Annotated in this window: 23 protein-coding genes and 1 riboswitch; of the genes, 11 read left to right on the top strand and 12 right to left on the bottom strand. The window is 63.8% G+C overall.

From position 1 onward, the window contains the following. Positions 1-3: 3 nt before the first annotated feature. Genes CH290_RS04710 through CH290_RS04725 form a run of 4 tightly spaced genes read right to left on the bottom strand, consistent with a single transcriptional unit; the run spans position 4 to position 5,439 of the window. Positions 4-840: an ABC transporter permease gene (locus CH290_RS04710; protein WP_020110831.1), complete on the bottom strand. Its 837-nt coding sequence runs from the start codon at positions 838-840 to the stop codon at positions 4-6. Next, the gene (locus CH290_RS04715) at positions 837-1,895 is read right to left on the bottom strand and encodes an ABC transporter permease (RefSeq protein ID WP_230621066.1); all 1,059 of its coding nucleotides are present in this window, start codon (positions 1,893-1,895) and stop codon (positions 837-839) included. Before CH290_RS04715 ends, CH290_RS04710 begins: the two co-directional genes overlap by 4 nt. Then, positions 1,876-3,516: an ABC transporter substrate-binding protein gene (locus tag CH290_RS04720; protein ID WP_033190181.1), complete on the bottom strand. Its 1,641-nt coding sequence runs from the start codon at positions 3,514-3,516 to the stop codon at positions 1,876-1,878. Before CH290_RS04720 ends, CH290_RS04715 begins: the two co-directional genes overlap by 20 nt. A 45-nt stretch (positions 3,517-3,561) precedes the next feature. Continuing rightward, positions 3,562-5,439: an FAD/NAD(P)-binding protein gene (locus tag CH290_RS04725; RefSeq protein ID WP_033190182.1), complete on the bottom strand. Its 1,878-nt coding sequence runs from the start codon at positions 5,437-5,439 to the stop codon at positions 3,562-3,564. Positions 5,440-5,655: 216 nt separating this feature from the next. Between CH290_RS04725 and CH290_RS04730 the strand changes: the two genes are divergently transcribed. Next, the gene (locus CH290_RS04730; RefSeq protein ID WP_033190183.1) at positions 5,656-6,954 is read left to right on the top strand and encodes an NtaA/DmoA family FMN-dependent monooxygenase; all 1,299 of its coding nucleotides are present in this window, start codon (positions 5,656-5,658) and stop codon (positions 6,952-6,954) included. Continuing rightward, entirely contained in the window at positions 6,951-8,549 is a 1,599-nt protein-coding gene (locus CH290_RS04735) for an ABC transporter substrate-binding protein (protein WP_019663234.1), read from the top strand. Before CH290_RS04730 ends, CH290_RS04735 begins: the two co-directional genes overlap by 4 nt. 227 nt (positions 8,550-8,776) lie before the next feature. Here the strand turns inward: CH290_RS04735 and CH290_RS04740 are convergent, their stop codons facing one another. From CH290_RS04740 to CH290_RS04750, 3 genes are all read right to left on the bottom strand, one after another. Beyond that, the gene (locus tag CH290_RS04740; RefSeq protein WP_033190184.1) at positions 8,777-9,490 is read right to left on the bottom strand and encodes an aminoglycoside 3'-phosphotransferase; all 714 of its coding nucleotides are present in this window, start codon (positions 9,488-9,490) and stop codon (positions 8,777-8,779) included. A gap of 65 nt (positions 9,491-9,555) precedes the next feature. Next, positions 9,556-11,259 (bottom strand): HNH endonuclease signature motif containing protein, encoded by a 1,704-nt coding sequence (locus CH290_RS04745; RefSeq protein ID WP_349290593.1) that lies wholly within the window; start codon positions 11,257-11,259, stop codon positions 9,556-9,558. A gap of 114 nt (positions 11,260-11,373) precedes the next feature. Continuing rightward, entirely contained in the window at positions 11,374-11,844 is a 471-nt protein-coding gene (locus tag CH290_RS04750) for a GNAT family N-acetyltransferase (protein ID WP_230620905.1), read from the bottom strand. Between the two features lie 127 nt (positions 11,845-11,971). Between CH290_RS04750 and CH290_RS04755 the strand changes: the two genes are divergently transcribed. From CH290_RS04755 to CH290_RS04765, 3 genes are read left to right on the top strand one after another with little or no spacing between them, the layout of a single operon-like run. Continuing rightward, positions 11,972-12,862: a carbohydrate ABC transporter permease gene (locus CH290_RS04755; protein WP_033188711.1), complete on the top strand. Its 891-nt coding sequence runs from the start codon at positions 11,972-11,974 to the stop codon at positions 12,860-12,862. After that, positions 12,863-13,744, top strand: a complete 882-nt coding sequence (locus tag CH290_RS04760; protein WP_033188710.1) for a carbohydrate ABC transporter permease — start codon at positions 12,863-12,865, stop codon at positions 13,742-13,744. Between the two features lie 31 nt (positions 13,745-13,775). Then, positions 13,776-15,089, top strand: coding sequence for an ABC transporter substrate-binding protein (locus CH290_RS04765; protein WP_033188709.1), 1,314 nt, complete (start codon positions 13,776-13,778; stop codon positions 15,087-15,089). Between the two features lie 9 nt (positions 15,090-15,098). Here CH290_RS04765 and CH290_RS04770 read toward each other — a convergent pair whose 3' ends face one another. Then, positions 15,099-15,983 carry a bifunctional 5,10-methylenetetrahydrofolate dehydrogenase/5,10-methenyltetrahydrofolate cyclohydrolase gene (locus CH290_RS04770; protein ID WP_020110819.1) on the bottom strand — a complete coding sequence of 295 codons (885 nt, stop codon included), beginning with the start codon at positions 15,981-15,983 and terminating at the stop codon, positions 15,099-15,101. Positions 15,984-15,994: 11 nt separating this feature from the next. Beyond that, positions 15,995-16,076, bottom strand: a riboswitch (ZMP/ZTP riboswitch). A 28-nt stretch (positions 16,077-16,104) separates the two neighbouring features. Between CH290_RS04770 and CH290_RS04775 the strand changes: the two genes are divergently transcribed. The 4 genes from CH290_RS04775 to CH290_RS04790 all read left to right on the top strand — a co-directional run bounded on the left by CH290_RS04775 (position 16,105) and on the right by CH290_RS04790 (position 19,686). Further along, entirely contained in the window at positions 16,105-16,377 is a 273-nt protein-coding gene (locus CH290_RS04775; protein WP_033188708.1) for an HIT family protein, read from the top strand. Positions 16,378-16,505: 128 nt separating this feature from the next. Then, positions 16,506-17,438, top strand: a complete 933-nt coding sequence (locus CH290_RS04780; protein ID WP_033188707.1) for a sulfite exporter TauE/SafE family protein — start codon at positions 16,506-16,508, stop codon at positions 17,436-17,438. A 167-nt stretch (positions 17,439-17,605) separates the two neighbouring features. Beyond that, the gene (locus CH290_RS04785) at positions 17,606-18,424 is read left to right on the top strand and encodes an alpha/beta fold hydrolase (protein ID WP_033188706.1); all 819 of its coding nucleotides are present in this window, start codon (positions 17,606-17,608) and stop codon (positions 18,422-18,424) included. Then, positions 18,412-19,686, top strand: coding sequence for a hypothetical protein (locus CH290_RS04790; RefSeq protein ID WP_033188705.1), 1,275 nt, complete (start codon positions 18,412-18,414; stop codon positions 19,684-19,686). Before CH290_RS04785 ends, CH290_RS04790 begins: the two co-directional genes overlap by 13 nt. Before the next feature lie 12 nt (positions 19,687-19,698). Here the strand turns inward: CH290_RS04790 and CH290_RS30145 are convergent, their stop codons facing one another. Both CH290_RS30145 and CH290_RS30150 read right to left on the bottom strand, forming a co-directional pair. Next, on the bottom strand, positions 19,699-19,905 hold the full coding sequence (locus CH290_RS30145) for a dodecin (protein ID WP_033188717.1): 207 nt from the start codon (positions 19,903-19,905) through the stop codon (positions 19,699-19,701). Positions 19,906-20,141: 236 nt separating this feature from the next. Continuing rightward, positions 20,142-20,294, bottom strand: a complete 153-nt coding sequence (locus CH290_RS30150) for a hypothetical protein (protein ID WP_019663247.1) — start codon at positions 20,292-20,294, stop codon at positions 20,142-20,144. A gap of 17 nt (positions 20,295-20,311) precedes the next feature. Between CH290_RS30150 and CH290_RS04800 the strand changes: the two genes are divergently transcribed. After that, positions 20,312-21,232, top strand: a complete 921-nt coding sequence (locus tag CH290_RS04800; protein WP_033188704.1) for a LysR substrate-binding domain-containing protein — start codon at positions 20,312-20,314, stop codon at positions 21,230-21,232. Between the two features lie 165 nt (positions 21,233-21,397). Here CH290_RS04800 and CH290_RS04805 read toward each other — a convergent pair whose 3' ends face one another. Continuing rightward, the gene (locus tag CH290_RS04805) at positions 21,398-21,877 is read right to left on the bottom strand and encodes a winged helix-turn-helix domain-containing protein (RefSeq protein WP_033188703.1); all 480 of its coding nucleotides are present in this window, start codon (positions 21,875-21,877) and stop codon (positions 21,398-21,400) included. A 169-nt stretch (positions 21,878-22,046) separates the two neighbouring features. Between CH290_RS04805 and CH290_RS04810 the strand changes: the two genes are divergently transcribed. Further along, complete coding sequence (locus CH290_RS04810; protein WP_033188702.1) at positions 22,047-22,541, top strand: GNAT family N-acetyltransferase; 495 nt, start codon at positions 22,047-22,049, stop codon at positions 22,539-22,541. On the opposite strand, the gene CH290_RS04815 is transcribed toward CH290_RS04810, so the two are convergent. Next, positions 22,531-23,388 (bottom strand): formylglycine-generating enzyme family protein, encoded by an 858-nt coding sequence (locus tag CH290_RS04815; protein ID WP_033188701.1) that lies wholly within the window; start codon positions 23,386-23,388, stop codon positions 22,531-22,533. The genes CH290_RS04810 and CH290_RS04815 overlap by 11 nt on opposite strands. Positions 23,389-23,407 lie beyond the last annotated feature (19 nt).

The raw sequence follows: 23,407 nt of genomic DNA on the forward strand, positions 1-23,407 counted from the left end.
GGGTCAGACCTCCGAGTTTCTGCGCTGCAGTGCCCGCCCGAGCACGGTGATGGAGACGACGGTCGCGGCGACGGCCAGGCCGGGAAAGATCGAGATCCACCACGCCAATCTCAGGAACTCGCGGCCCTGAGCAAGCATCACGCCCCATTCGGCGTCCGGAGGCTTCACTCCCAGGCCGAGAAAGCTCAGTGCAGCGACGGAGATTATGGCGGTCCCGACACCCACGGTCGCCACCGCGAGCAGCGGGCGCACCGTGTTGGGGAGGATGTGGAGACGAACTATTCGCAGTCGCGGCGTTCCGAGTGCGACGGCGGACGTCACGTACCCCGCGCCGGCGACGGGGAGCGCCTGCGCACGTACCACCCTGGCGAACCGGGGAACCATTCCAAGAGCGACGGCGATCAGCGTGTTGAGCGGCCCGGGTCCGAGCACGGCGATCACGAGCAACGTCAGCAGCAGGTCGGGAAATGCCATGGCGATGTCGATGCCGCGTAGCAGTGTCGCGCGCACGACACGGGGACCGAGCGCGGCCGCGATGCCGAGTGCAGTGCCGATCACGACCGCGAGAACAGTTGCCCCCACGCCGATCAGCAACGAGAACCGTGCCCCGTGCACGACCCGAGCGAACACGTCGCGACCCAGGTTGTCGGTCCCGAACAGGTGGTCGACACCGGGTTCGGCGAACGGTGAGCTGGGATCGGTGAGGTTCGGATCGGCCGACGCCAGCAGCGTCGGAAAGGCGGCCGCGAGCGCTGCGATCACGACGAATACCGCGGCCAGGGCGAGGCCGGGGCGGGTGGTCCGCGGAACCGATCGCCGCGCGGTGAGTACATCGGTCACGCGGGAACCTCCTTCGCCGTGCCCGGGCGTCGGCGAGAGGTCGTGCGGAGCCGGGGGTCGATGACCACGTACAAGGCGTCGAGCACGGTGTTGACGACGATGAACACCAGCGCGGACAGCAGGACTATGCCGAGTACGACGGGCATGTCCTTGGATCCGATGGCGGCGAGCGTCACGCGACCGAGTCCGGGCCTGGCGAAGACGGTTTCGGTGAGGACTGCCCCGCCCAGGGTCGCGCCGACGAAGTACGCCGTCAGTGTCGTGGCAGGCAGGAGTGCGTGCCGAAAGGCGTGCACGAGAAGGACGCGTGCCCTCGATGCACCTCGTGCCTGGGCGGTGAGGACGAACGGTTGAGCCAGGGCGTCCTCGACACCGTCTCGAAGGACCTGCGACAGCAGCCCTGCGACAGGAAGTGCAAGAGTGACGACCGGAAGAACCAGGGAAGCATCGGTCTTCGAGGACGACGCAGGGAACCATCCGAGGGTGAACGCGAACACCCACAGCAGCAGGATTCCGATCCAGAAGGTGGGGATCGACACGGACAGCAGCTCGAAACTCGACGCCCAGGACCGTGATCTGGGACGGCCTGCGGTGGTCAGCGCCAGGACGCACGCAATGACGACGGCGAGAACGACAGCCGGAACCGCCAGCGACACCGTCGGCCACAGCTCGGCCCCGATGACGTCGGCAACCGGTCGCTGCAACTGGTAGGACCGGCCGAGATCACCGGTGAAGACTCGCTTCAGATAGCTCAGGTACTGGAGCAGCACTGGCTGATCGAGCCCGTACGAGCTGCGTATCGCATCCCTCTCGGCGGGCTGCACCACGGAGTCGCTACCCAGGATGATGTCCACCGGATCGCCTTTGATTGCGTGCAGAGCCAGGAACGTCGCCGTTCCCGCACCCCACACCACGAGAACCGCGGCGAGCGCCTTACCGCCCACTGCACGGGCCAGGCGGTGTGCGGTGGACGGCGGCGCTGTGTCGACCGGCGCTGTCTCGACCAACGGCGCTGTCTCGACCGGCCGTGAGGCGTCAGTCTGTGAGGAAGGCATCGTAGAACAGTGGTGATGCGTTGGTGGCGAACTTGATTCCGTGTACGCCGTTGGACGCCCCGAGCCGATAGGCCTGAACGTAGACCGGTACGTAGTACGCCTCGTCGATGACCTCGCGCTGCACGTCGGCGTAGATCTGCTCACGATCCGGTCCGTTGGCCGTAGCCGCGCCCCTGGTCAGGAGTTCGTCGAGTGCGGGATCGGTGTTCCGTGCATAGGCGCCACCGTTCGGCGGGGTGTTGGTGGAGAGAAAGACGGTACGGAGAATGTCCGGCTCCGGTCGCACGAAGAAGATGGCCGCAGCCTCGTAGTCACCCCGCGCAGCTCGGTCCGTCCACGTACCGGTGTCGATGGGCTCGACGACGAGGTCGAAGCCGACGTCGCGCTTGATCTGGTCCTGGAACGCTTCGAGCAGAGGCGCGTTCTCGGCGAAGTAGCTGGAGGAGTCGTACGGGAAACGTACGGTGAGGCGCTGACCGTCCTTGGTGCGGTACCCGTCGGCGTCGCGTCCGGTCCACCCCGCCTCGTCCAGAAGCGAATTGGCCTGGTCGGCGTCGAATCCCCACGTCTGCGCGATCGAGGAATCGTAGTACGGCGTCTTCGGGCCGAGAACGTTGTCCGCCGCCGCGAGCTGTCCGAAGAACACCGATTGCACGAGCTCAGGCGAGTTGAGCGCGCTCTGGAAAGCCTTCCGAACTCTGAAGTCCGTGAACGGTTCCGCCTGTGTGTTGAGGAAGATGCCGTAGTTGACACCTGGATTCTCGTACTTGATCAGTTGCAGATTCGGATCCTCGTCCACCACGGGCGCATTGGCCGACGGCACCGCCGCGATGGCGTCGACCTCGCCGTTCTCGAGCGACCCGAGGCGGGTGGAGTTCTCCGGCAGAATGCGGAAGTTCAGTCGGTCGAGGTACGCGGCGCCGGTGTGATCGGCGTACCCGGGTCCCCAGTTGTAGTCGTCACGCTTGGAGAGTTCGAAACCGACGCCCTTGGTGTAGCTGTCGAGGACGAAGGGACCGGAGCCGACGACGGTGGTGCACTCGGCATTGTCGGTGCCACGCAGGTGAGTCGGAGATTCGATACCCAGGAACGGTAGCGATGCGCCCTGCAGGAACGACGGATAGGGCGCGGTGAAGTCGACGCGGACCGTGGTCGGATCGACTGCGGTGACCTCACGCAATGGGCCCAGCAACGAGCGTGCGTAGTTGGACTTGGTGGCCGGATCGAATATCCGATCCAGATTGAACTTCACGGCGTCGGCGTCGAGTGGCGTTCCGTCCGAGAACGTGACGCCGTCGCGTAGTGAGAACGTGTAGCTCGTCGCGTCGTCGGACACTTCCCAGCTCTCCGCCAGCCACGGCGTGAACTCGTTGTTCTCGGTATGTCCCACAAGCGAATCGAGAACGTTGCGTGACACCAGTGCGGCAACGGAACTGCCGGTCTGCTGTGGATCGACACAATCGAGGTCCGAGTTGAGACCGAAGGTGAAGGTGCCGCCGCTGACGGGCTCGGCGTTCTCGTCGAACGTACTCGTGGTGTTGCTGCCGCCCGCGCAGGCGGACAGCAACAGACCGGCGGCGACGGCGAGAGCTGACGCCGACAGGACATGGTTGCGCCTCATGTCACCCAGCCTGTATCAGTCGGGCAGGCCGTAAAACCCTTTCGATCAGCGTGATTCGTTGGCGCCGGACGTGAGGAGCTCGACGGCGAGAGCATCGTTGTGGCGGAAGAATCCGGCGTTGGTTCGAGGTCGCGGGAAGGCAGAGGACCAGGTGTGACCCGCGACCCACGGACCGACCGCGAATCGAGCGGGGTGAACGCTGCCGTCGGAGTGCAGGATTCGGGACCGTCCGTCGACGGAGATCTTGGCGGCACTGCGTTCGTTGGCGCGCACCTCCACCATCTGCCCACGTTCGTGCAGGGAGCGAAGCAGTGCGTCCCCGCTGGATCGGATGGACGCGACGGGAAGTCTGGCGTCGACGAGCGTTCGCGCGGTGACGGTGTCGTCGTGTGACGCGCTCCGAGCCGTGAACACCCCGGCGTTGATATCGGCACTGAACGTGGTGTCGGGGCCGAGGAACCGAACGATCCCGCTCGACGCGAGCGCGCGCAGCTGTTCGAGACGTTGTGGAGGAGGGCCGCTGGCGATGAAACTGAAGAACGAGTGCAGCCACCCCTCGATGTCCTGCGCTACCGACTCGGCAGGAATTCGACCGCGTCTCAACAATTCTCCCGTGGTCATGTACACCGACAGCAGTGCATTGAACACCGCTGCGTCGCTACTGTAGTGATGATCGGCGCGTCGGGCCAGGTCCGATTCGATGTATCCGATGATGCGCGCGGTGGCGTCGTCGACGCTGTCGTACGTCTCACCGGTGAGAGGGCGATCGATCAGAGCGAGATCGATACGGTCGTCGTCTTTGGGTACGAACCGCTCGACCAGGGCTGCCGACTCCTTGGAACCCCAGGCGACAGCGTCGAACTCGATCTCGAAATCCTGCCACGTGCCGGTGGTGCGGTCGGCGTGCGAGGCGAACAGCTCGTGATAGTGAGCGCCGGCAAGCTCTTTCGCTGCGGTCGGCCACACGTCGCGCCGGAAGTCGAGAAACCCGTCCCCGGGGAAGCCGTCGGCGGTGAAGTACTTCGGGAGCGGTGGCCGGGCGGCGGCGATGTCGTAGCCGATCTTCGAGTGGTACGGCACGCCGCGGCGCGAGCCTGCATAGATTGTCGGCTCACGGCCCGACGGCCGGTAGGTCAAAGTTCCGTCCGGTAGCCGCGAGAACGTTCCACCGCGGCTTTCGGCGAGCAACACCATCCAGTCGACGAACGCGAGCCCCAGGCCTGCCACCAGGATGGGTTCCGACTCCGGGACGACGTCCGGATCCAGGTCGGCCGTGTATCCGGGCCCGACGTACGTCAGTCCGTGGGTACCGGCGAACGTGTGCAGATACTTCTCGGCGGACGACGGCAGGGCGTCCGGATGGCCCTGGGACAACAGCACGACATCGACCCCGACCGCCGAACCGTCGTCGAGAATCAGGCGCTGCACGGGCTCGTCGTCGACGATGTCGACGATGTCGACGATGTCGACGACGGTGTTGCGATGCACCGTGACATCCACGGGAGCGTTTGTCACGGCTCGTGCGAAGACCCACTCCAGGTAGCGGCTCTGCAGTGTCCGCGAAGCGAACGACCTGGGTGTGAAATCGGCAAGCTCGGCGGTGAGCGCCGGGTCGTCGCGGAGGGATTCGAGGTTGCTCTCGACCCATTCGGCGAGAGTCGGGCCGGTCGAGACCGGCCCGGCGACCACGGTGGTGTCGTCGGTGAACATGGTGACGTCGGCGGCGACCGAGTTCATCCACAGCAGCGGCGGTTGCGAGCCTCGCCAGATCCTGCCGGCGCCGGCAGGAAACGGATCGAAGACGTCAACGGTGACGCGGCGCTCCGGCGTCGCGTCGAGATGGGCGAGCAGTCGCTCGAGGACACCGGTACCGCGCGGTCCCGCACCGACGATCGCAATACGGTGCGCGGGGGTGGTGCTCATAGTTCTGGTGCCTCCGTCGACCCTCGTAGTACCGCCTGATTGTTGCGGGAGTCGCATTGAAGAGTCAACGCAGAATCACGCTGATTCTATTTCTGTTCAGGGCCGTCGGAGCTCCTTAAACTTGTGTGTTGCTCTGCCGCGTGTGCTGTGTCCACGGCGGCTTTCCTGTTCGTTCTCGTTCGTTGGTGAGGTGCAGTTGTCCATGGTGTTTACCCGATGAGCAGACGTCGAACACTCAAGACGGTCACCGGGGTCAGCGGCGGCCTCGACGTGTACGACGCCGCGGTCGACCCGACGCGGTCCACCCTCGCGTCGTCGATCGAGATCGCGAAGATCGCCGAAAACAACAAGATCGACGCGTTGTTCGCCGCGGACCTGTTGAGTTTCGGTGCACAGGGGGCGATCGGGGCCCAGGAGCCACTGATCTACCTTGCGGCGCTGGCGGGTGTGACCACGGACATCGGGTTGATCGCGACCGTGACCACGACGTTCCATCACCCGTACAACCTGGCCCGACTGTTCGGGACGCTGGATCACGTCAGTAACGGACGCGCCGCCTGGAACGCGGTGACGTCCTCGCTGGGTGAGGAGAACTACGGAGATCAGGACCTGCCGAGTCCCGAAGAACGGTACGCACGTGCCACCGAGTCGCTCGAAGTGGTGAACGCACTCTTCGACAGCTGGAAGCCGGGCGCGCTGGTGCCGGGTTCCGACGGCGCGGTGTTGGATGCGTCGTTGGTGCGACCCATCGAGTATCGCGGCACGTACTACACCGTCCAAGGGCCGCTGAACATTCCGTCGCTGCCTCAGGGCAGGCCCGTTCAATTTCAGGCCGGACAGTCTGCCGGAGGAATCGAACTCGGAGCGCGTTTCGCCGAAGTCGTGTTCACGTCGCTGGCGACCCTCGAGGATGCCATCACCTACACCAAGACCATCCGAGCCCGCGCTGCCGAGTTGGGGCGCGGTGACGAACTTCCGTTGATCTTCAGTTCGTTCCACGCAACGTACGGTGCGACGGAAGCCGAGGCCCGACAGCGGGTCGAGGAGTCGATCGGCACTCTGGACTTCGTCGCCGGACGCGCACGGTTGGAGGACATGCTCGGAGGCGGAATCGACCTGTCGGAGCTGTCGTTGGACAAGCCGATCCCGGTGGAGTTGCTGCCCGACCCGAAGACAGTCAACCGCCGTCGTGGACGAGTGGAGATATTCGGCAAGCTCGCCGCGGAGGGAAAGACGCTGCGCGAGTTGATCATCGCCTCGAAGGACACCGGACATTGGGCCGAGTCCGGGACACCCGAGCAGCTGGCCGACGCGATCGCGCAACGGTACGACGCCGGGGTCCTCGACGTGATCAGTCTCGGCGGTCTCGGTGATCCACGCACACGCGATTTCGTCGAGAACGGATTGCTGCCGGAGCTTCGGCGCCGCGGAATCGTCGGAAACGATTATCGCGGAGAAACATTCAGGGAGAATCTCGAACTCCCTCCACTCGCTCGATTCCAGGGGGAAGCATGAAACGGTCGGCTTCGGTTGTGCTCGCGGTGTCGGCGACGACGCTCGTCGCCGCATGCGGCGGATCGGCGGAATCGACGTCGCAGGACGGGGAGCCGCAAGCCGGTGGCACGCTCCGGTACGCGCTGTCGCAGGCCCCGACGTGCTCGGATCCTGCGCAGGGTGGCACCAACCAGACCATCTACGTGTCCCGTCAGATCGTCGATTCCCTGACCGACCAGGACCCCGAGACCGGTGAGATCACGCCATGGTTGGCCGAGAGTTGGGAAGTCAGCAGTGACGCAACGCAGTTCACCTTCGTTCTGAAGGACGGCGTCACGTTCAGCGACGGAACTCCTGTCGACGCGGAAGCGGTCAAAGCCACCTTCGATTCGGTCGTGAACGTTCTCGGCGCCCCCAAAGCGCAGCTCGGTGCCAGTTACCTCTCCGGTTACGCGGGCACCACCGTCGTGGATCCGTTGACGGCCCGAGTGCAGTTCGACGCCCCGAACGCGCAGTTCCTGCAGGCCACGTCGACACCTCAGCTCGGACTGCTGGCCAAGGCGACCACGGACAAGCCTGCCGAGGAACGGTGCCTCGGCGACAACATCGGCAGTGGCCCGTTCGTCTACGAGTCCTATCAGCAGGACAAGGCGATCACGCTGAAGAAGCGCTCCGGCTACGCCTGGGGTTCGGACGTGTTCTCCCACGACGGGGAGGCATACCTCGACGCGATCGAGTTCACGATCGTGCCCGAGTCCGGGGTGCGGACCGGCAGCCTGGCTTCGGACCAGCTCGACGCAATCAGCGACGCGCTGCCGCAGGATGCGCCGCAGATCGAGGCGTCGGGTGGCCGTGTGCTCACGACATCCAATCCCGGCACTCCGTTCGGCTTCACACCCAACATCACTCGTCCCGTTCTCGGCGACGTCGAGGTACGCCGTGCGTTGATCCCGGCCCTGAACCGTCAGGAACTGGTGGACACGGTGCTCGGGCCGGACTTCCTGCCTGCCACCGGGACGCTTGCGAGCAAGACCCCGCAGTACGTGAAGCTCGACGACGTCACCTACGACCCTGATCGTTCACGCGACATCCTCGACGCCGCCGGATGGGTCCCGGGCGCCGACGGAATCAGAGAGAAGGACGGCCGACGGCTGTCGTTCTCCGTCACGTTCAGCGCGGTGTTCGCCGGTAACCAGGCCATTCTGGAGCTGGTGCAGCAGCAACTCGCGGACGTGGGCGTCGAGCTCGTCCTCGACCTGGTCTCGACGCCGGAAGCTCTGGCGCGGCAGGCGAGCGGTGACTTCGACTCCACCTACGGAAACAGCACTCGAGCCGACGGCGACATCCTGCGCACCTCGTATGCACTCGACGGTCGCAACAACAACCGTCGCGGCCCCATCCCAGAACTGGACGATGTGCTGGCGCGGCAGTTGAGCACGACCGATCCCGCCGAGCGAAAGGAAATCCTCGCCGACGCGCAGCAACTGGTGTCGAGCAACGGGCTGTTGATCCCGACCATCGAGCTCTCCCAGGCCATCGGTGCAGGGCCACGCGTACATGATCTGGAATTCGAAGCATCCGCCAGATTGCAGTTCTTCGACACCTGGATCGGATAGTTCCGGCGGGCAGGTTAAGAATCAGGCTGATTCGAAGGGTCCCGCTGCGGTGTCGATGGGTCTAGGTTGCTGTACATGTCATGGCTGAGGCGCTTGTTCGACCTGCGATGGTTCGACAGTCACACCGCATGCGGAGTCGGCTGTGCCCGGGCTGCGGTGGATCTGTCCGTTCACGGCTGAGTCTCGACCAGTCTGATCGGGGCCCTCGTTCTCTGGGGGTTCCACGTTCAGGTCTCGTCCCAGAGTCGGCAGTAGAAGTCGAGTTTCCGGCGGTCCAGTTCGATGCCGTAGCCGTCGAGAACTTCGGACGTGAACCGACGGCCGTAGTTCCACTCCGTGCTCATGATTGCAGGCGCCAGATCAGCCCATCGGTCGGCGACGCCCAGAGAACCCAGGTCGACGTGGGCGAACCAGTTGCCGTCGTTGTCCAGCAGCGTGTTCGGAGCGCACGCGTCGCCGTGACACACCACCGGGTCTATTGGAGGTGCTGTACCGACGGACGGATTCGACCCCAGCTTTTCGGCGGACTCGACTCGGGATTCGATCGACCAGTCGTAGGGGCACGTGGCGCGAGGCACTGCGTCGTGAAACGCGCGTAGACCGGTGCCGATGGAGCGAGCAGCGACGGTGGGATTCGCCGTCCAGGCATCGTCGACTGCGTTTGTCCCCGGTAGCGCTACGGTTACCAGCCACTGCGCGTCGGAGTCGGAACCGGCGTCGACAACCTCCGGAACCCGAGTGTAGGCCGAAACCCAGCGCAACTTGTCGGCCTCGACAGCAAGGTCGATCTGCACGTCCAGCGGACACCATTTCACGAACACCTGTCCGGCACGGAAGGTCAGTCCACCCAACTCGTTCAGCCAGACAGGCTCTATCTCGGAGCTGCCAGCGTGGCGCCGCACCACAGGCGGAATCGACACCGAGGAATCCGGACGGGTCACGCCACCATTCCACCACAGCGCAGTACTCGGCACCGGTCTCTTTCTCGACGACTGTGCTGCGCCTGTCAGAACGGTGCGGGGTCATCGGTGTCCTCTGCGTAGGTCGGCGGAGCAGTGGTGTCGTCGAGATCGGATTCGGGTTTGTCGGTGCGGTGGTGGGGTTGTCGTCGTTTCTTCGGTATGTGGGGTAGGAGTGAGCTCGGGGCCAGGTCGGTTCGGCCGGTGGTGTTTCCGGGGAGGGTGACTGCCGTGGTGCCGGAGTTCGACTTCCAGTATTCGACGGCTCCGGCGAGCATGGTGGGTGTCCAGGCGCCGATGCTTTTGAGGGAGTGGTGGTATCTGCAGAGGCAGTGGAGGTTGGTGAGGATGGTCCAGCCGCCGCGGGTGGGGTTGTGGTGGTCGAAGGCGATGACGTGGTCGATCTCGCAGCCGGCTGCGGGGACGTCGCATCCGGGGTGGCGGCAGGTGCGGTCGCGGTGTCGGACGAGGTCTGCGAGCGAGGCGCCGGGTCGGTAGGTCAGTGCGCCGGGTGGTGGGGTGGTGAGTCCGCCGTGGCCGTCGGGGTAGAGCGGGACTGCCAGTGCGGGGTTGGTTTCGATGGCGGTTTCGAGTGCATCGATGAGTTGATAGGTGCCGCTGTAGTTTTCGGTAGAACGTCCGGTCGCTGTGTTCGGAAGAGTGGGTGGGGTGGGGAGTGTGAGTCCGCTGCGACGTCGTCCGCGGCCGAGTGGGTTGAAACTGATGTGCGTCGGTCGCGGTTGTGCCGGGGCAGTGGTGATGCCTGTGTGGTCGGCGAGGTTGGTGGCGTCGGTGAGGATGACGTTGAAGTGGCTGTTGGCGGCCAGTTCTCGGGCGTATTCGGGGTCGATGATGCCGTGGCCTGCGAGGTAGGCGGGGAGGTCGTGGAGTCCGAGGAGTGTGTCGATGTCGATAGAGATACTGGTCAGTGGGGTACGGCGGTCGGGAAGTTGGGGGTTGGCGGTGCAGGGTTTGTCGTCGTCGGGTGTGCAGGTGCAGGTGAGGTGGCCGTCGCGGTGGATGAGTGCGACTAATGCTGCGGCGAGGCGTTGGCTGCGGGTGCGTGGGTCGCGGGGGCAGAGGGTGGCGGCCGTTTCGGTGATCAGTTGCCAGCAGTCGGCGGCTTGGGCTGCGGGGAGGTTGGCTTCCAGGGTGGCGATGACGCCTTTGTCTCGGTAGCGCAGTGAGGTGAGTTTGTCGGTGACGTCTTTACGGTTGGTTGCGGCTTCGTCGGGTGCGGTTCGAGTGATGATGGCGTTTATTTCGGTGGCGAGGGGGCCGGGGGAGAGGCGTCGGGCTGCGGTGAGGGTTTCGGTTTCGATGCGGTGGGCGGCGTCTGCGCTGAGGCTGGCGGTGGTGCGGTAGATGGCGCGGATGCGTGCGAAGTCGATGTCGCCGTCGGCGAATGCGGCGGCGACGGCGGGTAGGCGCAGACGTAGGTCCATGCCGACTTCGGCAAGGGTGTCTGCGACGGTTTTGGAGCAGCCGAGGGTGGCGGCGGTTTCCGAGGCGGCGTAGTTTCCGGCATCGGTGATGAAGTCGCCGATCTGGACGGTCTGGTTCACGCAGGATTCCCAGATTTGCGCGGCGAGTGCGATTTTGCGGGCGCAGGCTCGGTTTTCCTCGCGTGCTGCGTCGGCGAGTTGGGTCAGTAGTACGGGATCGATGGCGGGTTGTGGTTGTGGTCCTGCGCATCGGGCGAATGTGCTGCGTGGTGCGGTGCGTGGCATATGGTGAACCCCCCGGTTCATGGGAACGTATGTTCGAATATACCGCTCCGCTCGTGATCTGGCAACAGTCTTGCTGTTGCTGTGCAACGGTTTTCGATGGTTGTGTGCTACCACACGCCACCGACACTGTGGTGATCAGCGCACCATTCGGATAGTGACGTAACCGTCGATCCCAAGGAGGTCCTGGGCTGAACCGTCGGGCTCGAAGCCGTTGCGTCGATAGAACTTCATGGCACGTCGGTTCGTCTGGGCGACCCAGAGTTCGGTCGGTTCGTCGGTCAGGACAGTGTCGAGCAGCAGTTGCCCAACGCCGGTGCCGTGGAACGCTTCCAGAACGTAGAGTGCAAACAGTTTTCGTCGGCCGTCCTCGAGTCCGCAGTGTGCAATCCCGATGATGTTGGAATCCACCACTGCAACAGCAACATTCTGGCCTTGTTGGTTCGGGTCGAGTACTGTCCGCCAGTGCTGAGTTCGCCGTGTGATCGAACCCTCGTCGAGATAGGTGTCCGGAACCGATCCTCCGTAGGTAGTGCGCCAGGCCTCGGTATGCATCCGAGCGATCGCCTCGGCCTCGTCTCGACCCGGCCGTCGTACTACTGGAGTCATGGTGTCACTGTAGATCGCGGTTCGATTGTCAACCGATGATTTCTCGCTGATTCCATCGATTCCGGCTCGGCGGACACGCCGGTAGCCTTCAGCAGTCATACGTTCGCGACTCGACGGGGGAATCACGTTGCCTGGGGTAGTTCGGTCGACGCGTCGTCGTCGAGAGATTCTGTCCGCGTACGCATTTCTTCTACCCAGTCTGATCGGCATCTCGGTCTTCCTTGCGGTGCCCATCGTGACAGTCGTATGGCTGAGCTTTCAGAAGTGGGATCTCATAGGTCCGGCCGAGTTCATCGGATTGGACAACTTCCGAGCTGTGCTGACGGACGGCCGTTTTCTGCATTCACTGATCGTCACGACACTCTTCGTGGCCGCTGCGCTGCCTCTGCAGACCGTGTTGGGTCTCGGACTCGGCATGTTCCTCGAACGGCGCGTACCAGGATCGGCTGTGTTCCGGGTGGTGCTGTTGTTGCCGTGGGTGGCCGCACCTCTCGCGCTCGGCATTGTGTGGAAGTGGATTTTCGCCCCGACCGACGGATTGCTCAATGCAATTGTCGGACAACGTATCGAATGGCTCGCAACACCCTCGTTGGTTCTTCCGGCGATCGTGGTGGTCAGCGTATGGACCAACATCGGATACGTGTCGCTGTTCTTCGCAGCCGGCCTCCGTGCAATACCCAGTGACGTTGTCGATGCCAGCAGACTCGACGGCGCGGGGCGGTGGCATCGTTTCCGGTACATCAGCCTCCCGCTCCTGCGTCCGACGATGTTCTTCGTTCTGGTCACCGGTCTGATCAGTTCCTTTCAGGTATTCGACACCGCGTACGCGCTCGCTCCGAATGGTGGGCCGGAGCGCGCCGGCGACGTAGTGACCGGGCGAATCTATTACGAGGCCTTCCAATCGTTTCAGTTCGGGCGCGCAGCGGTGATGGCGCTCGTACTCTTCGTGATTCTCGTGGTCTTCACCTTCCTTCAGCAGCGGTACTTCAGGTCCCGCACCACCTACGAGGTCGCCTGAATGGTCGCCACTCTCGAGAAGACAGGCGTTGGTGCTGATCAGGAAATCCGTCCGCGCCGACGAACCCTGGTCCTGGACGTCATCACGTACGCGGTGCTGGTGGTGTCGTCGCTGCTGGTTCTCGGGCCGTTTCTTCTCAGCACGATGACGTCTCTGAAATCGAGCAAACAGTTCGCAGCGGAACCCGCGACTTCCTTCCCCTCGCCTCTCACCGCGGACTCCTACGTGGGCTTGATCCAGGGGAACTACGGATTCGGTAGATCGATCCTGGTCACGGCCGTCGTGAGCCTGGTGATCGTCGTCGGGCAGACGGTGTTCTCCGTGTTTGCTGCTTACGCCTTCGCACGCCTGGAGTTTCCTGGACGTGACTTCCTCTTCTGGGCCTACTTGTCGACCCTGATGGTTCCGGGCGTTGTGACAATGATTCCGCTGTACCTACTGCTCAGTGAATCCGGCCTCCGAAATACGTTCTGGGCTCTGGTACTTCCGTTCGTCTTCGGATCTCCCTACGCGATATTTCTTCTACGGCAGCACTTCCTGAGTCTCCCGACGGATCTGATCAGCGCGGCGCGACTGGATGGCGCCGGACACCTCAGGATTCTGTGGCATGTGGTGGTGCCACTGAGCAAGCCAGTTGTATCGACGCTGGCAGTCATCACCGCGGTGACGCATTGGAACAGCTTTCTGTGGCCGCTGATCATCACCAGTGGAGGTCGGTGGCAGGTCATCACCGTGGCGACGGCCAATCTGCAGACGCAGTTCAACGGTAACTGGACGCTCGTCATGACGGCGACGACGATCGCGATCGTCCCTCTGCTCGCATTGTTCGTCGCGTTTCACAAGACCATCGTGTCCTCCTTGACCATCAAGGGCTTTAACTGAAACAGATTCCTCGACACCGAAAGAGACGTCCATGAAAAGAAGCATCAGCACGCTGGTTACGGTCGGCCTCACCCTCGGCCTGGCTGCGTGCAGCGGCACAGGAGACGGCGGGGGCGACAACACGGTGACTTTCCGTATCTGGAGCGACGACGCGGTCGCTGCTGCGTACGAGCAGTCCTTCGCCGAGTTCACCGCACAGAACCCGGACATCACGGTTCAGCTCAATCAGGTTCCCTGGGCGAATTACTGGGACAAACTTCGTGCCGATCTCTCCGGAGGAGGCGGCGACGACATCTTCTGGGTCAACGCGCCCAACTACGCGAGCTACGCCGACAACGGCAATCTCGTGAACATTTCCGAGTTGTTACCCGACGCGGTGTCGGATTGGGAGCCTTCGGCCGTCGAGAAGTACAACCGTGACGGATCCCTGTGGGGTGTTCCACAGCTCATCGACGGTGGAAAGGTTTTGTACTACAACAAGAAGCTTGTTTCCGACGCGGAGGTCGACCTGGCCGATCTCACTTGGGATCCAAGTAACGAACAGGCAGACACGTTCCTGCAGGCGTTGAAGAAGCTCACAGTCGACTCAGCAGGGCGGACTGCTGACCAGCCCGGTTTCGACCCGGGTGCGGTCACGCAGTACGGCTTCAACGCTGCTTGGGATTTCGATGCGATCGTCGGAAACTTCATCGCGTCGAACGGTGGGCTCTATCAGGACAGCGGGAAGTACGTATTCGCCGACGATCCAGCGTCCGTCGACGCAATCGAGTATGCCGTTGACCTCATTAATGACGACCATGTTGCACCGTCGTCCGCGGACACGAACGACAATCTCGACTTCTCGCGAGATCAGTTCTTACAGGGAAAACTGGCAGTGTTCGAGTCCGGCGCATACAACCTCGCCAACATCTCCGAAGGCGCCGACTTCGAGTGGGGAATAACCCCGATCCCGGCGGGACCTTCCGGTCGGATCCCGGTGACCAACAGCATCATCGCTGCCGGCAACTCGGCGTCGGAGAATTCGGAGGCGACGCAGAAGGTTCTCGACTGGATCGGGAGCGAGGAAGGCAGTGAACCTCTCGGCGCCAACGGGGCTCTGATTCCGGCAGTAACCGGAGCTCAGCAGTCGTACTTCGATTTCTGGGCAAGCAAAGGCGTCGACGCCACGTTGTTCCCGGCGGGAGTGCAAAACGGGGTCTTGAAGAACGATCCGGTACCGGGGGCTCAGGCAGCATCGGCCGATCTCGATTCCGCGTTCAAGGAAATCTTCTCCGGGCGCGCGGGGGACATCCAGGAGGCGCTGAAAGTAGCTCAGGACAACGCAAACGAGCAGATATCCGGTTGAATGCCGAGCTCATCGATTCGCGTCGGGGCTCTGGCTGTTGGAAAGATGCAGGATCGATTGTGCAGCAGCTGCCTCGACGGTTTGAGCCAGCAATACGGCTATCGTCATCGGGCCCACTCCGCCTGGGACGGGGGTGATCCACCCTGCTCGCTCGGAGGCGCGATCGAATTCGACGTCGCCGACGTTGCCTGCGTTGTAGCCGGCGTCGACGACGACTGTGCCCGGTTCGATCCAGTCTCCGCGGATAAGTTCCGCGCGTCCGACGGCGGCGACGACGATGTCGGCTTCCGCGATTCGATCGGCAAGGTCCTCGGTATGGGAATGGCAGTACGTCACTGTCGCATTCTCGGCGAGGAGCAACATACCGACCGGCAAGCCGAGAATTGCGCTGCGTCCGACGACGACGGCGTGTTTTCCACGCAGTTCGATTGCGTTGTCCTGCAGCAACCGGATGATCCCGCCGGGAGTACACGAACGAAAACCATTTCCATGCAATGCCATAGCTGAAAACGATGCGGAGGTGACACCGTCCACATCCTTTCCCGGCGCGATGGCGTCGAACGCTTGCCGTTCGTCGATGTGGGCGGGGACTGGATGCTGAAGGAGGATGCCGTGTACGTCGGTGTCGCTGTTCAACGAGTCGATAGCGTCGAGTAGTTCTTCGGTGGTGGTACTGGTGGGCAACTCGATTCGTCGGGATTCGATGCCCACGTCTGTTGCACGCCGCGCCTTCATTCGGACGTAGGTGTGGGACGCAGGATCATCGCCGACGAGGATGGTTGCCAGACATGGCGTGACGTCCAAAGCGGAGACGCTCGAACGTACTTCGTTCAGCAGAGCTTCGGCCGAGCGGCGGCCGTCCAGAATACGCGCAGTCAACATCTGCTCCTTCACACCGTTGTAGTGTGAAGCACCCAGGCGGACGACGCTTCAGGAAGATCAGCACTTCCCGGTGGTGAACCACCCTCGCCAGTCGTGCGTGGAACCTACTCTAACGCCCGAAGCCGGAGGGTGCATGAACGCGGACTGTCTGCTCTGCTTCGAGATCGAAGGGAAGATCCCGCTGCCAGGTGGGGTGTACGAGACTCCGACGTCAGTGGCCTTTCATCTACCCGAGCAACCGAGCGGTGACGTGTTGCTCGGGCATCACCTGGTGGTGCCGAAGAGGCATGTCGACGATCATGGCGGACTCGACGAGAACGCGGTGAAGGACGAGCCCGGATCGCACCGAGTCGACTTCGCCAATGCTGCTTCGTTTGCCGAACGAATTCGCTTTGATTTGGGGTGATTTCAACCCTTGACGTAACACGCATCGATGGGTTGCATGGGCGGATGCCGAACGCACTGTCGCCGAGGTGTTGCGGGTCGATCTGACCCGCACCGACCATTCTTCACTCGACTCATGGAGCACACGCAGTGAAAACAATTATTCTTATCGGCATCGTGGGGCTTGCGGCCCAACTCGTCGACGGCGCACTCGGCATGGCGTACGGCGTCACGACGACGACGCTTCTGCTCGCCATCGGCACCAATCCCGCGGCCGCGTCGGCCACCGTGCACTTGGCGGAGATCGGCACCACGTTCATTTCCGGGCTGTCGCACTGGAAGTTCGGCAACGTCGATTGGAAGGTCGTTCGGCGGATCGCCCTACCCGGTGCGGTGGGTGCGTTCGTCGGAGCGACGGTTCTGTCCAACCTGTCCACCGAAGCCGCAGCTCCCGTCATGGCCTTGATCCTTCTGGGCCTCGGGTTGTACATCCTCATCAGGTTCACCGTCCAGGGGATTCCTCGGGGGAATCTCGGAAAGCCGCTGCGCAAGCGGTTCCTGGCGCCGCTCGGTTTGCTCGCGGGCTTCGTCGACGCCACCGGTGGAGGCGGGTGGGGCCCCGTGGGAACCCCGGCCATTCTCGCCAGTGGACGGCTCGAGCCTCGGAAGGTCATCGGCTCGATCGACACGAGTGAGTTCGTGATCGCGCTGGCCGCGAGCCTGGGCTTCCTGTTCAGCCTCGGCTCGCAAGGAATCAACATCAGCTGGGTGCTGGCGATCCTTGCCGGTGGCGTCGTCGCGGCTCCTCTCGCGGCCTGGTTGGTCCGTCACGTTCCGCCTCGGTTGCTGGGGGCTTCGGTGGGCGGCATCATCGTGCTCACCAACACGCGGAGCCTGTTCCGGAGTGGTTGGTTCGAGCTCAGCGGCGCCGTCCAGGCCACTGCGTACGTCACCATCGTCGTGGCCTGGGTGGGGTGCTTCGTGTTCTCACTGAAGGCGTACCTGCAGGACCGCGAGAACGAATCGGCGGACAAGATCTCGGAGGAGGCGAAGACCAATGCGGAGCGCGAAGTCGCTGTCTGACCTGGCCTCGATCGCCAGATCAGCCCTGATCTGGTTCGGATCGACCATTTTCGCCGGCCTCACCACGTATGGCGAGTACCACCTCGGCGCGCACTGACACACCGGAATTACGAACCTGCCCGATTCGAACCATTGACGAGGTTCTGTGCTGGTGGTGGACTTCGAGGATGCCATTCTTCGACGGGGCGCGGGGACCGATCTACTACCGGCACTGGGCCGCAGAGGTTCCGCGCGCGAACGTAGTGTTCCTCCACGGTTACGGGGAACATTCCGGTCTCTATCACCGATTCGCGGATTCTCTGAGCGCCGACGGTATCGACGTGTGGGCGTTGGATCTGATCGGCCACGGGCTGTCGTCGGGGGACCGCGGGGACTTCGGGTCGTTGCGTGACCTGCAAGCGGACGCGGGCGCCCTCACCTCGCTGGCCAGGGTGGGTGTGCCCGACGTTCCTACCGTCGTCATCGGGCACTCGCTCGGTTCGGTCGTCGCGACGCTGTCGGTCCTCGACGAGCCGGATCGCTACGTCGCCGCCGTGATCTCCGGTGCGACGCTGGCACCCATCCCGTGGTTGGACCCCGACAACGCTCGATTCGATCTCGATCCGAGTGAACTGTCGGCCGACCCGTTCTACCTCGACGCATTGATCAACGACCCGCTCGCATTCGTCAGTGCGGATTCGGGTCGACTGCTCGGTGCCGAGCTGCGGACGGCGTGGGACAGGTTCGACGCCGACCTGGCCGCACTGCGGGTGCCGACGCTCGCGGTGCACGGCGACGCGGACACGGTGTCGCCGATCGAGAACGTCCGGACCTGGGCGGGACGAGTTCGTGAACTCGAACTACGTGAGATCGCCGGCGCCAGGCACGACGTGCTGAACGAGACCGGGCATCGTCGAACCGCTGCCGTCGTCGCCGATTTCGTTCTCGAACGTGCCGATGCTGCATCACTTGTCGTCTACGAGGAGGAGCCGTCGTGGCGAGGCTGACGATCACCGACGCGCAACGGGCCGCCCTCGCCGATGCGGCCGCATTCCCGCTGCTCGACGCGATAGCCGGTCGACGGTCACGCCGTTTCCCTCTCGGTGGGAAGATCCCCGACGGTCCGCTGGCGTACGAGAGCACTCACCCGGTCACGCCGATCAGCGAGGTCGAACGGGCTCTTCTGCTGTCGGTCGTCGGCGGAGTCACCGGGTGGCACTACGGCATCACCCGCCACGGTGGGTACGCGCCGAAGTTCCCCAACTACTCGGGGAGTGCTGTGGGAAGAGCCTTTCCGTCGGCCGCCGGATTTCACACCAGTCAGCTGTTCTTCACCGACGATTCGGGAACGTACCTGCTCCCGACACGTGACACCCCACCGTCGCCCGGCGAGTTCGATATCGAGGAGTGGCTGAATCACACTGCGGATCAGTATGTTCGGCTCGGTGACACGCGACTGGAAATTCCGCGCGAAGAGCCCTACATGGAAGGTCACAACACCTGGATAGCCAACCATCCGGGAAGCTTGCTCGCGTTTCCCGTTGCCGACCTCTCCGAGCACCTGATCGCCAACCTGTCCTTCTTCGCCGCCAACGGCTACGTCGTCTTCGACGACGTGCACGACCGCCCGATTCCGGGAATCGACAAGTTCTCGGCTCTGGCTCACTTCGACGATCCGGTTCCGCTGTCGTTCGTCGAGCAATACACCCTGACCGAGGCAAGCGCGGAGCTTGCGACGGCAACCCACAACGGCGTATTGGTTCTGCAGGCACTCGGTCTCGGCGGGTGGATGTTCGACGGACTCGACCGACTGTCCGTGCTGGGCGGATCCGGTGATCCGCGCGCTCCAGGTCTGGGCTTCCGGTCCGACAACGACCCGAGCTGGCCGTTCCCCAATGCAACCGGCTTGGACGGCGTGTTCGAGACATTGACTCCGCCGCATGTGAACACCGTCGCCGACGGTGTCGCCAAGTACATCGACCGCAAGTACGGGCCGGGTGGGCCGTTCCACCCGGACACACCCGGGGCATGGTCGGAGACGCCCAAGGTCCGTGCAGCCGCCCTGCCCGCGGACGCAGTGCAGGAACTCGTGACCGCGGAGGCGTCGTACATCTACGACGCATTCGGCAAACTGCCGGGAACCGTGCCCACCGTCCACGTGCTGATGTATCTGCAGGCCCAGAACATCGACCTGGACTTCTACGACACTCACTTCGCCCCGGGGGCGTACCTTCACACCCACGCCGAGCATGCCCGGCGCGGGTGGTGAGGACGCTCCATCTCACTCCAGTTTGAACCCGACCTTGATCGTCACCTGGAAGTGAGCGATCGATCCATCTTCGATGTGGCCGCGGGTTTCGAGTACCTCGAACCAGTCGAGGTTGTTGAGGGTGGTGTTCGCGCGCGCGATCGCCTTTCGGATGGCGTCGTCGGTGCTTTCGGTGGAGGTTCCGACGATTTCGGTGACGCGGTAGATGTTGTCGCTCATGGGTTCTTTCGCTCCTCTGCAGTCTGGTGAACTTTCCGACTGCTGATACTTCTCCTGCAATGCCGATTTCGAAACAGAACGGTGAAATCGTCTGCTGTAGGCGCTGGTCGAGGCCACGCGCGGAAAAATCATCGTGATTCGAAGGGTGGTTTCCCGTCCGGCGACGGACCACACTCGGGCATCGGCATGAAGTGAAAAGCGAAGACCGGACGAGTTCTCCGAACCTGCAGCGCCTTTCATTCGAGCATGTCGACCCATCGAGCGCCGGTGCTGTCCCTGTCGTCCTTCTCGAGGAGTATCTCCGCAATGACGCTTCGGCGCTTGTCCTTGTCCAGAATTCCGATGTCCGTTGCAGATCCAGCCTCCGACGACGAAGCCGGACCGGGCACCGCAGCGGCGGTCTGAGGTGTACGACGTCAAGAGGCTGATACTGCTGCGAGATCTCGCGGAGTACGCGACGATGTCCGCCGTCGCCGAGCTGCACGGCATCACCACCTCGGCTGTGTCGCAACAGCTTCGTACACTCGAAGACGAAGTCGGTGCCGTCCTGACGCGGCGCGACGGTAGGACGTTGCGGCTCACCGGCGCAGGCAGGGTGCTGGTGGATCACACAGCACGCGTTCTCGCCGCACTGGAAGAAGCCGAGAGTGCGGTGGCGGCGACCGGCGACGTCATCACGGGCGTCCTCACCGTTGCATGCTTCCAGACAGCGATGGCGCAACTCGCGCTGCCGGTGGCCGCGGACCTGGAGAGCGCGCACCCGGGACTGCGTATCCGGTTGATCGAGTCGATGCCGGTCGATTCCGTTCCGGCGGTACGCAATCAAGAAGTGGATCTGGCAATCACGTACACCTACTCGTTCGGGGCCACCGACCTGCCCACCGGCATGACGACGGAATACCTGTTCGACGACCCACTCGTCGTGCTGGCGCCTACCGCGTGGCACGAGCGAATTTCGGAGATGGGTCTCGCGGCGCTCGCCGAAACCGACTGGATCGCAGCAGCCGACGGTGCGCCCTCCGTACAGTCGGTGGTGTTCAGCTGCAGGCAAGCAGGGTTCACTCCGCGGATCCAGCACCGCAGCAACAGTTTCGCGATGATGGCCGTGATGGTCGGGCACGGATTCGGTGCGACCATCGTGCCGCAGATGTCCGTGCCCGACGATTTCAGGCACCTCGTATCGCAACCCGGTGTCACCCAGCCGATCATCGACGGTGCCCGACGGCTCGGCGTGACGTACCGACAGGCCTCGAGCGAACGGCCGGCGGTAGCCGAGGCCGTACGCGCGTTCCATCGGCGCGTTCGCCCGGTCGAACTGGCCTCCTGACTTTGTCGAACCCCGGTTACTCGACCCTCGTGCATGTTCCTGGGTGCACACAGATCGCTTCGCGAGGGCCGGATGTGCCCTGCCGAGCCGATTTGTGTGCAACCAGGAACACCGTCGCCCCAGAACACATCGCCAAGCACGTGGATCGCACTCCGACACTCGTGTTCACGCGCTGCGGAGGGATACCGGTTCGGTCACCACGCGGATGCCTGGTTCCGGATCGAATCGGTATCCGGTGCCGCGCACCGTGGTCACGAGCCGACCGAACGATCCCAATTTGGTGCGCACTCTCGACAGATGTACGTCCACGCTGCGACCGCCGCCGCTGCGGGTCAGCTCGTCACGTCCGACGACGACCCGCGGGTTGCGCACGAGGTGGGAGAAGATCTCGAACTCGGTGTGACTGAACGACACACTCTGTCCGCCGACGACGACGTCACGCGCAGGCAGATCGATCACCAGTGGCGAGTTGCGGTCGTTGAACCGCACGTCGAATCTCGTCAGGATGCGTGCGTTCGGGGCGAACGTTTCGGTGGTTCGGCGCAGCGCATCCGCGAGCGCGTGCAGTTGCGCCCTGGACAGGCCCTCCAGGGAGGGCGTACCCGTGTCGGAGATGTGCAGCACCACGGTGTCTTCGACAGTCATTCTCTCCCCCCCCGAAATCTTCGGCGCGACGGGTGAGTCCCGACGTCGGTCCATGGAATCTCGTCGACGCGCACTTGGGAAGATATTCGCTCGAGTTGATCGAAAACGAGAGGATCTGCGTGATCGAAACCGTTGACGTGCGCCGGCCCGCGGTGATGGACTTTTCGGCGTGAATGTCGAGAACGACCTGGTGACAGTGGCCCTGCGGACGGAGGAGGTCCCGTGGGACCACGCCGATGCCGAAGCCTTGCGGGCGGCGATGGCCGTAGAAGTCGGGCCGCGGTACGCCGATCGGGCCGCGGACATGGCCCGCACGCAGGCGAACGCCGTCGACCCGGACACCGTGCACCGCACCATCGTCGTCTACGCCGGAGAAACACCCGTCGGACACGCAGCGGTCCGATGGAACGCCGGTGACCTGGAACTCAAGCGCATGTTCGTGCACCCGGACCACCGCGGAACCGGGGTGTCCAGGGCGTTGCTCACCGCGTCGGAGGACGCGGCCCGCGAACTCGGACTGCCGCGGCTGATCCTGCAGACCGGCGACCGCCAGCCCGACGCCGTGCGCCTGTACGAGAAGAGCGGCTACACGCGCATCCCGATCTTCCCGCCCTACGAGGCCATGCCGTTCTCGAACACCTTCGAGAAAGTCTTCACCGGCTGAGCCTGAACCCGATGTGGCTGCTGGAGGTGTCCTCGGTGACGCCCGAACGGGCCGAGGTGCGGTATCGCCGGCAGTAGCTCGCGTGGCACAGGTGCGACCCGCCGCGGATGACGGCCCGGATGTCACGGCGGGCGGCGTCGAACGTCCCGGTGGTCCATTCCCAGACGTTGCCGGTGATGTTGTAGAGGCCGTAGCCGTTCGGCTCGAACGACCGGACGGGTGCAGTGAACACCGTGTCGACGTGCTCGCCGGGGAACTCACCGCGCCACGTGTTCATCCGGTCGAGCGATTCGTCCGCCCCCCAGGGGAACGGCTGCTGCTCCAACCCGCCGCGCGCCGCGTACTCCCATTGCTCCTCGCTGGGCAACGACGACCCGACCCACGCGCAGTACGCGTCGGCGTCACGCCGGGACACGTGGGTGACGGGGTGATCGGCCACCGGGCGGATCGACGACGTCGGGCCCGACGGCCGCCGCCACGACGCCCCGGAGACGACGCGGAACCACGGGGTCGCGGTGACCGCGGGCGACGAGTCCTCGGCGGGGAGCGATCCGGCGAAGACGAGGGAATCACCGAACTGTTCGGCGTCGGTGACGTATCCGGTCGCGGCGACGAACGCATCGAACTCGGCAACGGTGACCGTCGTCGGCGCGATCGAGAACGCCTCGACTTCGACGCGGCGGACCGGCCCCTCCAGATCGGCCGGATACGCCAGGGGATCCTCCGATCCCATCAGGAACGTCCCACCCGGCACCTCGATCAGCACGCCAGGCTCGGCGCCGCGCTCGGGAAGGTCCCGACGCCTACTGGACTCGTCGCGATCGGGCGCACAGCATCCACCGCTCATACCCCCATGCTGCCACCTG

It is taken from the genome of Rhodococcus sp. 06-156-4 (assembly GCF_002259345.1).
GTDB classification, from domain to species: domain Bacteria; phylum Actinomycetota; class Actinomycetes; order Mycobacteriales; family Mycobacteriaceae; genus Rhodococcoides; species Rhodococcoides fascians_E.